This window comes from Pseudoalteromonas sp. P1-16-1b, from assembly GCF_001401785.1.
In the GTDB taxonomy this organism is placed as follows: domain Bacteria; phylum Pseudomonadota; class Gammaproteobacteria; order Enterobacterales; family Alteromonadaceae; genus Pseudoalteromonas; species Pseudoalteromonas undina.
The window spans coordinates 205,504-217,866 of the sequence record NZ_LKGQ01000004.1; the positions used below are offsets into that span (position 1 = coordinate 205,504).

The following is a 12,363-nucleotide window of genomic DNA, read 5'->3' on the forward strand; positions in this document are numbered from 1 at the left end:
GAAATGTTAAACGTAACATGGGTAGTCACTTTTTACTTAGGTCGACTGCATTGAAGCCCAGTAAACAAAGACAACCTCAATTATTAGTGTTTTGCATTAACGATTGGCAGCAAAGTGCTATTTCCGGACGTTCGTAACGCCCTGTTTTTGTCCTTTTTTAACAGCTTGTTATGTGAATATAGTGCCAATATAGTGTATTAATTGATTACAATAAGAAAGCACTGGAACTAGGTATTGTTTTGCTGCATCTATTTTATCTACTGCTGTTAAGAATGTGCCAATGACTAGCAGTAATGTCAAGAAAGCCATCCATCGCTGTAGGCTAACTTGTTGCCGCTGAATTACCCTATTATTCTCAGCATTCACTAATTTTTCTTTAGTTAAAGTGAAATAGTGAATCCCGTTTCCTTTCATTTTGTATAACGGATCATGTTCTTGGTTTGCAGAAATCTTCTGGATTTCATTATCTTCAACGCATGAATCTAAGATCCAAGCCAGTGACTGTGAGACCTTCTGGTAAACTTCATATTTACCGACATAATGGTTTCCGAAAATTATCTTGGAAAGCTCACTTTTTCTGAAAGTACCTTTACGCAAAAAATCATCACTGTTCATTAAAGCTTCATAAATTTCAAATTTAGATCTAAGTGGGCTTCGTATTTTCCTGTAAACACGATGCTTATTTATAAAGCTTTGTAGTTTATGAAAGAAGATCTCTAAGTATATAAGTCGAACTTTTCTTAATAGGTACAGTCGCATTAAAGTAAATAATGTGCACTTCTGCTCTCTTAAATCCCATAACCCAAAGTAAAAATTTACATCAATTCTTGAGTATTTTAAAAAGTCTGCTGACAATAGAGTCGGTTGCCACTCAACATCTCCACGGCTCTTTTTTACACCAGCTAAAATATTCCCCCATTTTCTCCCATTTTTAATGGGCATAAATTCACATTTTATATTTAATGCTCCATGATTTAATTCAGGAATTTGGGAAATATCTTCATTTGTGGCATCAGGTATATATATATGAACTTCATAAAAGTCATTTTTTTGGGCCTCTTCTGAACCCAATGAAAACCGACTTGGGCACTTATGTTTTGAGAAGTAACAAATTAAATGAAATCTAATTTTGTTAATTAATAGTGAAAACATTTGGCTCCATAGCTAGACTTTGAAAATTCACATAACACCCGCAACAGCGGAAATTTAGGAGCGCCAGCGAGTAAATTTTCCGACTGCTTGCGCTTGTTACATTTTGACTCACAGCACCCTCCAAAAACACTCATCATCGCTCAGGCTATCAATCCCTTTTAAGTTTGTGTCTATATCGTTGATGAACTTAACCACTTCAGGGTTTAGGGGTGATCTGTATGCGAGTGCCAGACCTGAAATAAACATAAACTTCGATACTACTGCCATATCTTCAAGAAATGCTTCTGTTTCAGCCGCAGAGCTTTGGCCATACGTAAGATATATGCCATCACGGTAGTTAGCTTTACCTCTGTAGCGAAATGCACAGTGCATAAAGCCTACTGTTTTTGGTAATTGTTTATTCCTATCTTCTTTAGCAGCTTTAGTCCTAAAATCACTGTAACTAGACTTCTTAAGAATTCGCTCCTTGGTTAACCATGTATAGTATTTAGCATTACCAGAAAGATACTCTAATAGCATACCTCTTGCTGCATCTTCATTTTCTGGAAATGTTTTACTTAAGCTAAAACTATTCGCAGAGACATACCGAGGAAGCTTTGCCTCGTATTCTTCGTTTTTTACATGTGATGCTTTCATGTTGAAAGGGTGAGGCATTTGGTCACTCAAATTTGAACCGAAAGCTCTGTAAACTGAAGCATGATTATCATCTACTTTTTGGCCAGTAGAACCAAGCATTGACAATACAGAAAAATAAACAGAGTAATACCAACTAACTATAGAGCTGGGAAGCATCCAAGATTCACTACTGGCATTATTAGCAGATGTTTGTAAAGCAAGGCTGTTGGTTAATGATGAGTACAGTGACTCAAAAACAATACCGTTATTTAAAGTCGTCAATCTCTTGGGGTATGTAGCCTTAAAATGCCGATGACAAGATTCAAACTGCTCTTTAGCTGAAACACCATGCTCATTCACTATTTCAAAACGAAGAGCCTTCATCCAATTGATTGTGCTCTGCCTAGCAAATGTTGGAACTCGAAGGTCATCTTGTTTAAGAACCTCTGAGTAGAGCCAGTTATCCATAATTTCTCCGAGAAATGTAACAATTTAATAGTGCGCTCACCGCGTATATTCACACCAGCGCTGCGCTCACTTTTCTATTTTATATAGTTTTAACAAATTACCTAACATATTACTATCACTAAGTTTTTATTGTATTTAATAAATACTTAGAGGAGTAATATGCGCGCTTGGCTCATTTTCTTGAATATATGAGCGACAGTAGTTTGAACACTTAGCTAGATACAGCGATAAATCTATTTCTTTCAATATTCTTTAGTATATTTCATGTGCATTTTGTAACCATTAAATGCTACGTTAGATGTAACTATATTGAAGGAATAAATTATGAAACTTGAGTCTTTAGCGTTGCACCATGGTTATGAATCTGAAGCCACAACTAAGTCGGCGGCGGTGCCGATTTATAACACCTCTTCGTACACCTTTGATAATACCCAGCATGGCGCTGATTTATTTGATTTAAAAGTCCCTGGTAATATTTATACCCGCATAATGAACCCAACCAATGCGGTGCTTGAGCAGCGTATTGCCGCGATGGAAGGCGGCATTGGTGCGCTGGCGGTGGCTTCGGGTATGGCGGCGATTACTTATGCAATTCAATGTTTATGTGAAGTGGGCACTAATATTGTAAGCACCAGCCAAGTGTATGGCGGCACTTATAATTTATTTGCTCACAGCTTGCCGCGCCAAGGTATAGAAGCGCGAATGATTAAAGCCGATGATTTTGACAGTTTTGAAAATGCCATTGATGAAAACACCCGTGCAGTTTTTTGTGAGTCAATTGGTAACCCTGCAGGAAATATAGTTGATATTGCTCGCCTAGCAAAAATTGCCCACAGCAAAGGGGTGCCTTTAATTGTAGATAACACTGTGGCTACGCCGTATCTGTGTCGTCCATTTGAGTTAGGTGCCGATATTGTGGTGCATTCACTCACTAAATACATTAACGGACATGGAACCGCGATTGGCGGTATGATTGTTGATTCGGGCAAGTTTGACTGGAAAGCCAATGTCACTCGTTTTGCGATGATGAATGAGCCAGATCCGTCGTACCATAATGTAGTGTATACCGATGCGTTTGCTGAGGCTGCGTTTATTGGTCGTTGCCGCGTTGTACCCCTTAGAAACACCGGTGCGGCGCTTGCGCCTAAAAACGCCTCGGATATTTTAATTGGCCTTGAAACGTTAGGGCTAAGAATGGATCGTCACTGCGAAAACGCACAAAAAATTGCTGAATATTTAGAGAGTCACCCTAAGGTGCTTTGGGTTAATTACGCGGGATTAAAATCAAGCCCGTATAACGAAATGAGCCAAAAAATTACCAATGGTAAGGCGTCAGGTATTTTAAGTTTTGGTATTGCCGGTGGCCTTGAAGCCGGCACGCGCTTTATTGATTCCCTAAACATGATTTTACGTTTGGTGAATATTGGCGATGCTAAATCGCTGGCTTGCCACCCAGCATCTACTACTCACCGACAATTAAATGATGAAGAGCTGGCCAATGCTGGCGTTAGCCGCGATTTAATTCGTTTATCGGTGGGTATTGAAAATATTGACGATATTATTGCCGATGTAAGCCAAGCGCTCGATAAAGCTTAAATAGTACAGTAAATACCTCAAACTTTTTTGAGGTATTTATTTTTGCAATTAAAAAGGAGTGCCGTTACATGAAATTTTTAATTTTTCTCGGTTCGGTTAGAAAAAGTACCCCACCTAAGCCTGCGCGTTTAGGGGAAAGGGTAGCGAAAGCATGTGAGCGTTGTTTGCTTGAGCACTATTCTGAGCATGAAATAGAGCTTATTGATCCGCTCGATTATGATTTAGACCCTGTGTTTAAACCGCACTTTGCTTATTCGCAGGCTGAGGCACCTAAACAGCTAGCTGATTTAGCGGCAAAAATTAAAGCATGTGATGGCTTTGTTATGGTAAGCCCTGAATATAATCATTCTATGAGTCCGGCACTCGCTAATTTGCTAAACCATTTTGGTAGTTCTTTATTTGGCTATAAACCCAGCGCGATAGTGACCTATTCCGCAGGGCAATGGGGCGGCGTACGCGCTGCTGTTGGTATGCGCAGTTTTTTAAGTGAACTGGGTTGTTTACCGGTATCAGCAATGATCCATGTACCAAAAGCGCAAGATGTGTTTATCGAAAGTGGTGAAGCAAACAATAGGGCAGAGCAAAGATCGTGGGATAGCTATTTTTCGCGCACCTTTAATCAATTAATGTGGTGGGCTGAGGGCGCAAGCAAACAACGTGAAGCGTTAGATCCTAAGCAATTAAGCAAAGATTTTAAACGTGACCCATCACAGCGTAATGCGCCATAACGGTTAAAATTTTAGCTAGTCTTTTTTGGCGTCTTCACGAGGGGAGGCCAATATTGCTTGCTTTTGTTCGTCAGTTAAAATAATCCAGTCGAATATTTCGTCGCTGGTGCGACCGCACCCAGTACAGTAGCCCTTCATTCTATAACATTCACCGATACAGTCTGTTTTTAAATGAGTGGATTGTTTACTGGGTGTTTGGCGCATACATTCTCTCGTCATTATTTAGTGGCGACGGGCTTTCCTACTTCTAAAGAGGTCGACCAAGTTTTAATTTTTGATAACGTTTTGCTGGTATAAACAGAAATAACCGGCGACTTATCATCAAGTACAAAGGTGGTACGCAGCGACGTTTCTGACTCTTTTTGTGTTTCTAACCAGTTGTTTTTTTTAGTTAAACATTGGCGAGTGAGTTCAACTGCTTGTTGATGCATAGCTACCGCCTGCTGTTGATCTTTGTAGCTTTCTTGGCATTGATAGGTCACAGTTTGATTGTTAAAGCTAGTCACTTGGCAGTTATCGCCAAAAACGTTGTACTTTGCAGTCCACACATCTAAATATGAGTTTTGTACTTTGGTGTCTTTTAACGCATCAAAGCGATTATCGAATTCGGTTATTAAGCCATCCATTTTTTCACAGGGCGTTAAGCTGTCTAATTTGGCTTTTTGCTCGCTGGTTAAACTGCTACAGCCAGACAAAATAAGACCAGTGAGTATAAGCGATATATAAGTTTTCATAGTGCGCTATCCTTCTGTAATAGCTATTCCTTGAATATTAGCTAAAGGATACCTAAGGGAGAGAATAAATGCTATTGAGAAGGCTGAATTAAAAAGAAAAATTATGGCTTGTTAGAACGATGTGCGCCACATAATGGCGCACACAGTAATCGTTGTATTTACTTATGACGACCTTGTAGGCAAGCAACTACATCAGTGAGTTCTAACCCTTGTCGTTGTAATAGTACAACAAGGTGATACAACAAATCGGCCGATTCGTTGGTAAGTTCATTGTTGTCGTGTTTCATTGCCGCAAGTGCCACTTCTACACCTTCTTCACCTACTTTTTGACAGCTACGGCTTAAGTCTTCTGCGAACAGTGACGCAGTGTAGCTTTTAGCTGGATCATCATTTTTACGAGCAACAATGACATCTTCAAGTTGTGCTAAAAAGCTTAAGCTTGGTTTTGCATCATCACCAAAACAGCTTTGTGTACCTAAATGACAGGTTGGACCTTCTGGGTTTGCAAGTACGAGTATAGAGTCGTAATCGCAATCGGTATGCACCGATACCACGTTTAAAAAGTTTTCTGATGATTCGCCTTTGGTCCATAAACGCGATTTAGAGCGCGAATAAAAAGTCACTTTATTACTTTCAAGTGTTACTTTAAGCGCTTCGCTGTTCATAAAGCCTTGCATTAAAATTACGCCAGAGCGGGCATCTTGAACAATGGCAGGGATCATCTCGCTTTTAGCGAAATCAACTTGAGTTTGGTTTTCTAAGGTTACTTGCATAGTCTTGCTGCCACTTGGTTATCGATTAAAAATTGTTTTAGTTCACCGATGTTTATCACGTTTTTGTGAAAAACACTGGCTGCGAGCGCACCATCTACTTGGCTTTGTTGAAATACATCAACAAAATCTTGCATGCTGCCTGCACCGCCTGAGGCGATTAAAGGAATATCACACAGCTGGCGTATTTTGCTCAGTTGCTCGTTGTCGTAACCGTTGCGAACACCATCTTGGTTCATACAATTTAAAACGATTTCGCCAGCACCTAAGTCTTGTACGCGTTTAACCCATTCTTCGGTTTTATATCGGGTGCGGCTTGACGCATTAGGATCGCCAGTAAGCTGATAAACTAGATATTCACCGGTTGTTTCATCAAAAAAGCTGTCAATACCAACAACTACACACTGCTTGCCAAACTCATCATGTAATTCTTTAATTAGCTCTGGACGCGCAATTGCTGGGCTATTAATACTGATTTTGTCAGCGCCGCGTTCAAGCACACGAGCTGCATCGGCTACCGATTTAATACCACCGGCTACACAAAATGGAATATCGATATGGCGGGCAATGTTTTCAACCCAATTAACATCGAGTAAGCGTTTTTCAACACTTGCACTGATCTCGTAAAACACCAGTTCATCAGCACCGGCTTCGCTGTAGGCTTTAGCTAGGGTAAGTACATCGCCAACCACTTCGTGGCCTTTAAATTTAACCCCTTTAACGACCTGTCCATCTTTTACATCTAAACAAGGAATTATGCGTTTTGATAACATGAGAATGCCTCGTTTTTAAAATTTTGATTTGAAATAAAGCTGTTTTTACATTTATTGTTTGTATGACTAAATAGAAGACACATAGACTGCACTTGATATGTTATTTATTTGATAAATTTGAATAGTTAATTTAATGAATGAATCTTAATGCATTACTATGCAATGAATTCTTAACCACACTATATAATAAAACTCCAACTATGTTAATCGCTAAAACTAGAACTTAAAGTGATAATTAATGCCTTAAAAAAGTATTCGCTTCAAAGCTTATTTTAAATTTATAAAATACTAAATTTAAAATGTTTATTTGGAAAAGCGATAACAGTTTCTGCCAGAGTTTTTAGCTTCATAAAGTGCTTGGTCTGCCTGTGTTTTAAGCTTAATGCTGGTTTGAGTTTCTGACGCGCTGGTTGTAATACCAATGCTTATACCTAAGCTGCATTGCTGATCAAAAATAGTAAAGGGGGTGTTAATACTTGTGATAATTCGCTCTGCAATATCCGCTATTGCTTTTTTATCGTTTAACTGAGGAAGAATTGCTGCAAATTCATCTCCCCCAATGCGCGCAATAATGTCTTGTTGTCGTAAACAACTTTTGATGCGAATCGCCACCTCTTTAAGAACTTCATCACCTGCACCATGGCCTAATTCATCATTGATGGGTTTAAAGTAATCTAAATCAAGGTACATAAGTACCAAAGGGCAGGAAAGCTGCGTTGCTTTTATGATTTCTAAATCAAGCTGCTCCAAAAAAATACGGCGGTTATAAAGCCCTGTTAAACTGTCAAAATAAGCATAGTTTTCTACTTTGGCTTGATATTTTCTTCTTTTAATTGTGTGGATGGCAAAAGTATAAATAACAAATATCATTAACGTCATAATACCAAGATAAAGAGCGATAATAAGTTTCTTTAAGCTACTAAACTCACTCTCTATTTTAGCCAGCGGGACTTTATTTATTAATGTCCATTCGGGTCTGTTTATTAGGCTATTAGCGATATTATTTGGGAGCAACATGTCGTTTAATAAAGTTAAGTGATCATAAATATAAACATTGTTTTCATTTTTAATAATTCCATTCGCTTGGGTTTGCATGCTTTGCCATATTTGTGGCTGTTGATCTTTAAACCGATGTTGCGGTTTGTTAGCAAACATAAATGACCATTGCTTATTTGTATCTCCAAATAACCAATAGCTGTCTTTATTAAGCAGCATAATATTGCCTGATGAATTTTTTGAGATATTGTCTAATTGGCTAAGTAAATGAGCCCCTTCAAGGTTGACGATAAGTAGTCCTATTTTAGTTCCTTTGGGTCCCATTAGCACAGAAGCTAAACGTATCATTGGTTTAAAAGGGCGTTCTATCTCACCGTTTTCAAAGTTTAAATCTAATGGGGAAATAAAAATAGCTGACGGGTTCATTTTTATAGCCTGTTTAAAATAGTAACGATGGCTTTTGTCTTGTAGCTGCTCTGCTGAGACTATAGCAACATTGTGCTTGTCTCTATGCACCCTTAATAGTTCCTTACCTGTTAGATCAAGAATTCGAATTTGTGTATAAAAGTTTTTAATAGAAATAAAGTTAGCATAGTCTTGCTCTAGCTGAGCTCTATTGACCGAACTCAAAATGTTATGATCTTTAAAATGATGATTGTTTCTTAAAATCAGCAAGTCACGAGAGGCATGATTAAGTTGTTGTAAAAAAGCTTTTTTTGCTTGTTTTAATTCATTTTTTTCATGTTGTATAACATTGTTGATGCGTGTTTGTAATTGGCTTTGGTAAAACATATATAAGGCGATATATAACAACACCGCAGAGCAAAAGTAGGCCAATGAACTAGTCAGTTTTGTCGTGTTTTTTTGTGTGTTATGTGATTGGTTTAATGAAAAAGCATATTTAATTACAAATAAATAAATAAGCGAGACACTTAAGCTACTTAAAATTAAGCCGTCAATGAGCATGATTTGCCATTGTTTTAACATCAGAGCATCAAAATTAAAGGCAAACATTATGATTGCTTCAACAGTAAACACAATCATAGCTATTTTTATAATAAGGAACTCAGTTCTGAGCTTTTGGTGAGTTACAAAGTCATTATCTCGAAATAAGTAAAGGGTAGTGACAATCGCTACTAACGCAATAAGGCTGGAATCTAATATTACTGAAAGCCAAACACCGGTAAACTGGGTAACAAATGCGGCTAAAAAAAGCATAATAACAGCTTCACTAAACGCTAAAGATAAAAAGAGGATCAGTAAGCGTTTTATTGGCATGAAAGTATCCGTGGAGTAAGTGTTATTATTGAATTTCAAAACGAAAACATTTTGTAACTATATAATAATTATAAAGGATGAGAATTACTATAAAGTTTATTAAATTAACTGTAGTTTTGACTAAAGTATAATAAGGATCCGGTCAAAGCAGAACATTGTTTAACCGAATCCTACAATTTAGAGCTTAATTACTCGCTTACTGATTTTGTTTAACATTCATAAAAATAGCATATAGCACGGGTATCACGATTAAAGTCAGCAGGGTAGCAAACAGTAATCCAAATACTAAAACCACAGACATTGATTGGAAAAATGCATCAAAATACAGTGGAATAACCCCTAACACCGTGGTCAGTGTGCCCATCATTACCGGTCTTACCCGACTATTTGCCGAATCGATAATGGCATTATATGCAGCTTTACCTTGGCGAATTTCCATGTCCATTTGATCTACTAATACAATGGCATTTTTAATTAACAAACCAGAGAGCGATAGCAATCCTAATATGCCCATAAACTCTAGTGGAATTTGTGTGGTTACCAGTCCAAAAACAACACCAATTAAGGCTAATGGCACGACAAGCCAAATAATAATTGGTTGTTTTAAAGCGTTAAATAACACAATAACAATCAGCACCATGGCTAAAAAGCCCAGCGGAATAGTTGAGGCCAGCATTTCGTTAGATTCTTTCGATTGTCCGTATTCGCCATCCCATTCAAGTCGATACCCTTGAGGTAGGTCAATGGCTTCTATTTTAGGCCTTACCCGATTAAATAACTCTGAGGCTAGTTCACCTGGTAGTGGATCGGCTTGGGCTTTTATAGTCCATTCGCGGTCTTCACGCTTTAAAATACCATCGCGCCAGACGGTTTTAAACCCATTGGTTACTTGCGCAAGGGGCAGTGTTTCACCGGTTATATTGCTTTGCACTTGAATATTGCCAATATCGTTTATGTCTACACGTTCAGCTTGTGGCGCTCTAACAATAATAGGAATGAGCTCTTCACCTTCACGATACTGCCCAACGATTTGCCCCGAAAAATTTTGCTGTAAGGCTTCAGCAACCGCTTTACGCGTTACACCAGCGCGCTGTGCATTAATGGCAGAATACTGTGGCTCAATAACACTAATGCGTTGTCGCCATGTATCTTTAATTGATAGAGCGCCGCCATCATCAATTAATATTCCTTTTGCTTGTGCAGCTAGCTCTCTTAATACATCTGGGTCGGGCCCTTTAAATGTGGCTTCTATTTTAGAGCCCCCACCAGGGCCCATTACAAAGCGCCATGCTTTGCCTTGAGCATCGACAAAGTTATCGTCAATGTAATTTTGTACGGTAGGTAAAAGTTGATCTAGCTTTTTGTAGTCATCGACTTTAGCTAAAATTTGCCCATAAGAACTATTTGGTGACTCACTACCATAAATAAGCATGTAGCGAAGCCCGCCGCCACCAATAAGCGTTTGTATACCTTCAACGCCATTTTGTTGCTTTACAAACTCCTCTAACTTGAGCATATCTTTTTTGGTTTTTTCAATATCGGTACCTTGTGGTAGCCAAAAATCAACCACCATTTGCGGTGTAGTAGAAGCTGGGAAAAAACCTGATTTTACAAATTGAAATCCCCACATAGACACACTAAAAGTGGCAACCACAATGGCAATACTAAGCCAGCGGTGATGCAATGCCGAAACCACAACAGACTGATATAACGCCATGAGTTTATTTGGTTTTGCTGAGCCTGAGGTGTCGCTATCTTGCTCTTTAAACAAGCAATAACAAAATAAGGGGGTTAGGGTAATGGCAAATAACCAGCTGTATAATAGAGAAATTAAAATAACCCAGAATAAATGGCCGGTAAATTCCGCGGTATCACCTGGGGCAAGACCAATAGGCGCAAAGGCAACAATGCCTACCAAGGTACCACCCAGTAGTGGCCATTTAGTTTGCTTGACGACTTCGCTGGCAATGTCTAACTTTTTACGGCCTTTTTGTGTACCAACTAAAATCCCTTCGGTCACAACTATGGCGTTATCAACCATCATTCCTAACGCGATAATAAGCGCTCCAAGAGAAATTCGATGCATGGGTATACCGCTCAAATCCATGGTCGCAAGGGTCGCAAAAATGGTTAGCAGTAATACTGCGCCAATAATAATTCCTGAGCGCAAACCCATAAATAGCAGCAGGGTAACCATTACGATCACCAGTGCGACTAAAACATTCACTACAAAGTTGTCGACTGAATCTTGGACTACTTTACCTTGGTGGTAAAACTCATGCACTGTGATACCCAGCGGTCTGAGGTTTTCAGTTTGTTTTACTTTGTCATCAACGCGGTCAAATACTTTAACCACATTAGCACCCAATACACTGGCGACCCCAAGTGAAATTGCAGGTTTAGAGTTATAACGGACTAACTTGGTTGCTGGACTTTGAAAGCCACGGTATACATTGGCAATATCTTTAAGATAAATTGTTTTACCTTCACCGCTGGCACTAACCAATAGATTTTTAATGGTATCAACGGAGTTTATTTCTCCGGTAGGGTCGATAAAAATACGTTGATCGCCAAGTTGAGTGTTACCAGCGCTCAATACAGCGTTTTGCTCATCTAAAATGCCGTAAATATTATTAATAGACACGCCTAAAGAGGCTAACTCTTCACGAGCTATTTCTACAAATATGCCTTCTTGCTGCACGCCTGTCATAGCAACTTTGGCTACGCCCTCTACTTGTAAAATGTCACTTTGCAAATCTTTAGCGTAGGCATGTAACTCGTCGGGTGAGTACCCTTCGGCGGTTATTAAATAGCTCAAGCCATACACATCACCAAAATCGTCATAAACTTGTGGCGTGCCAGTACCAGGCGGTAATGTTGGACGTGTGTCATTTATTTTGTTTCTGAGCTTAGTCCAAATAACTTGCAACTCAGATTTAGTCGGGGAAAACTCTGATTTAATCTCTACTTTAATTTCAGATAAACCTGTAGATGAGGTGGATGATATAGTATCAACTTCTTGTAGTTCTTGAATTGCACGTTCAAGTGGCTCAGTGACCTCTTTTGCAACTTCTAGTGGGCTTGCACCTGAGTACGAGACAAACACTTGCGCGGTGCGAATTATAAATTCGGGGTCTTCAAACCGCGCCATATTTTTATAGGATGAAAAACCAAACCCTAGCGTTAAAATAATGAGTATGGTGCTAATTAATTTATTATTGATTGTCCATTTTGCTAAATCCATTACCGCGCT

The 12,363-nt window shown here is 38.9% G+C and carries 10 protein-coding genes; 2 read left to right on the forward strand and 8 right to left on the reverse strand.

Going from position 1 to position 12,363, the window contains the following annotated elements:
* Positions 1–168: 168 nt before the first annotated feature.
* Positions 169–1,152 (reverse strand): hypothetical protein, encoded by a 984-nt coding sequence (locus tag AN392_RS05020; RefSeq protein ID WP_055012033.1) that lies wholly within the window; start codon positions 1,150–1,152, stop codon positions 169–171.
* 108 nt (positions 1,153–1,260) lie between these two features.
* On the reverse strand, positions 1,261–2,235 hold the full coding sequence (locus tag AN392_RS05025) for a hypothetical protein (RefSeq protein WP_055012034.1): 975 nt from the start codon (positions 2,233–2,235) through the stop codon (positions 1,261–1,263).
* Positions 2,236–2,559: 324 nt separating this feature from the next.
* Between AN392_RS05025 and AN392_RS05030 the strand changes: the two genes are divergently transcribed.
* Both AN392_RS05030 and AN392_RS05035 read left to right on the forward strand, forming a co-directional pair.
* Positions 2,560–3,831: an O-acetylhomoserine aminocarboxypropyltransferase/cysteine synthase family protein gene (locus tag AN392_RS05030; RefSeq protein WP_055012035.1), complete on the forward strand. Its 1,272-nt coding sequence runs from the start codon at positions 2,560–2,562 to the stop codon at positions 3,829–3,831.
* Positions 3,832–3,899: 68 nt separating this feature from the next.
* Positions 3,900–4,559 (forward strand): NADPH-dependent FMN reductase, encoded by a 660-nt coding sequence (locus AN392_RS05035; protein WP_055012036.1) that lies wholly within the window; start codon positions 3,900–3,902, stop codon positions 4,557–4,559.
* Positions 4,560–4,574: 15 nt separating this feature from the next.
* Here the strand turns inward: AN392_RS05035 and AN392_RS05040 are convergent, their stop codons facing one another.
* The 6 genes from AN392_RS05040 to AN392_RS05065 all read right to left on the reverse strand — a co-directional run bounded on the left by AN392_RS05040 (position 4,575) and on the right by AN392_RS05065 (position 12,354).
* A complete protein-coding gene (locus AN392_RS05040; protein ID WP_082424784.1) occupies positions 4,575–4,763 on the reverse strand; it encodes a DUF1289 domain-containing protein in 189 nt (62 codons plus the stop codon).
* A gap of 14 nt (positions 4,764–4,777) precedes the next feature.
* Entirely contained in the window at positions 4,778–5,293 is a 516-nt protein-coding gene (locus tag AN392_RS05045; RefSeq protein ID WP_010388878.1) for a hypothetical protein, read from the reverse strand.
* A 158-nt stretch (positions 5,294–5,451) separates the two neighbouring features.
* Positions 5,452–6,066 carry a bifunctional phosphoribosyl-AMP cyclohydrolase/phosphoribosyl-ATP diphosphatase HisIE gene (gene hisIE, locus AN392_RS05050; protein ID WP_055012038.1) on the reverse strand — a complete coding sequence of 205 codons (615 nt, stop codon included), beginning with the start codon at positions 6,064–6,066 and terminating at the stop codon, positions 5,452–5,454.
* On the reverse strand, positions 6,057–6,836 hold the full coding sequence (gene hisF / locus AN392_RS05055) for an imidazole glycerol phosphate synthase subunit HisF (protein WP_055012039.1): 780 nt from the start codon (positions 6,834–6,836) through the stop codon (positions 6,057–6,059). The genes hisIE and hisF overlap by 10 nt, the downstream gene beginning before the upstream one ends.
* Positions 6,837–7,139: 303 nt before the next feature.
* Entirely contained in the window at positions 7,140–9,110 is a 1,971-nt protein-coding gene (locus tag AN392_RS05060; RefSeq protein ID WP_055012040.1) for a diguanylate cyclase domain-containing protein, read from the reverse strand.
* A 196-nt stretch (positions 9,111–9,306) separates the two neighbouring features.
* A complete protein-coding gene (locus AN392_RS05065) occupies positions 9,307–12,354 on the reverse strand; it encodes an efflux RND transporter permease subunit (RefSeq protein WP_055012041.1) in 3,048 nt (1,015 codons plus the stop codon).
* Positions 12,355–12,363 lie beyond the last annotated feature (9 nt).

Coding starts and splice junctions, on each gene's coding strand:
- AN392_RS05040 (WP_082424784.1), bottom strand. CDS start 4,763: ATGCGCCAAACACCCAGTAAACAATCCACTCATTTAAAAACAGACTGT.
- AN392_RS05060 (WP_055012040.1), bottom strand. CDS start 9,110: ATGCCAATAAAACGCTTACTGATCCTCTTTTTATCTTTAGCGTTTAGT.
- AN392_RS05020 (WP_055012033.1), bottom strand. CDS start 1,152: ATGTTTTCACTATTAATTAACAAAATTAGATTTCATTTAATTTGTTAC.
- AN392_RS05035 (WP_055012036.1), top strand. CDS start 3,900: ATGAAATTTTTAATTTTTCTCGGTTCGGTTAGAAAAAGTACCCCACCT.
- hisF (WP_055012039.1), bottom strand. CDS start 6,836: ATGTTATCAAAACGCATAATTCCTTGTTTAGATGTAAAAGATGGACAG.
- AN392_RS05030 (WP_055012035.1), top strand. CDS start 2,560: ATGAAACTTGAGTCTTTAGCGTTGCACCATGGTTATGAATCTGAAGCC.
- hisIE (WP_055012038.1), bottom strand. CDS start 6,066: ATGCAAGTAACCTTAGAAAACCAAACTCAAGTTGATTTCGCTAAAAGC.
- AN392_RS05065 (WP_055012041.1), bottom strand. CDS start 12,354: ATGGATTTAGCAAAATGGACAATCAATAATAAATTAATTAGCACCATA.
- AN392_RS05045 (WP_010388878.1), bottom strand. CDS start 5,293: ATGAAAACTTATATATCGCTTATACTCACTGGTCTTATTTTGTCTGGC.
- AN392_RS05025 (WP_055012034.1), bottom strand. CDS start 2,235: ATGGATAACTGGCTCTACTCAGAGGTTCTTAAACAAGATGACCTTCGA.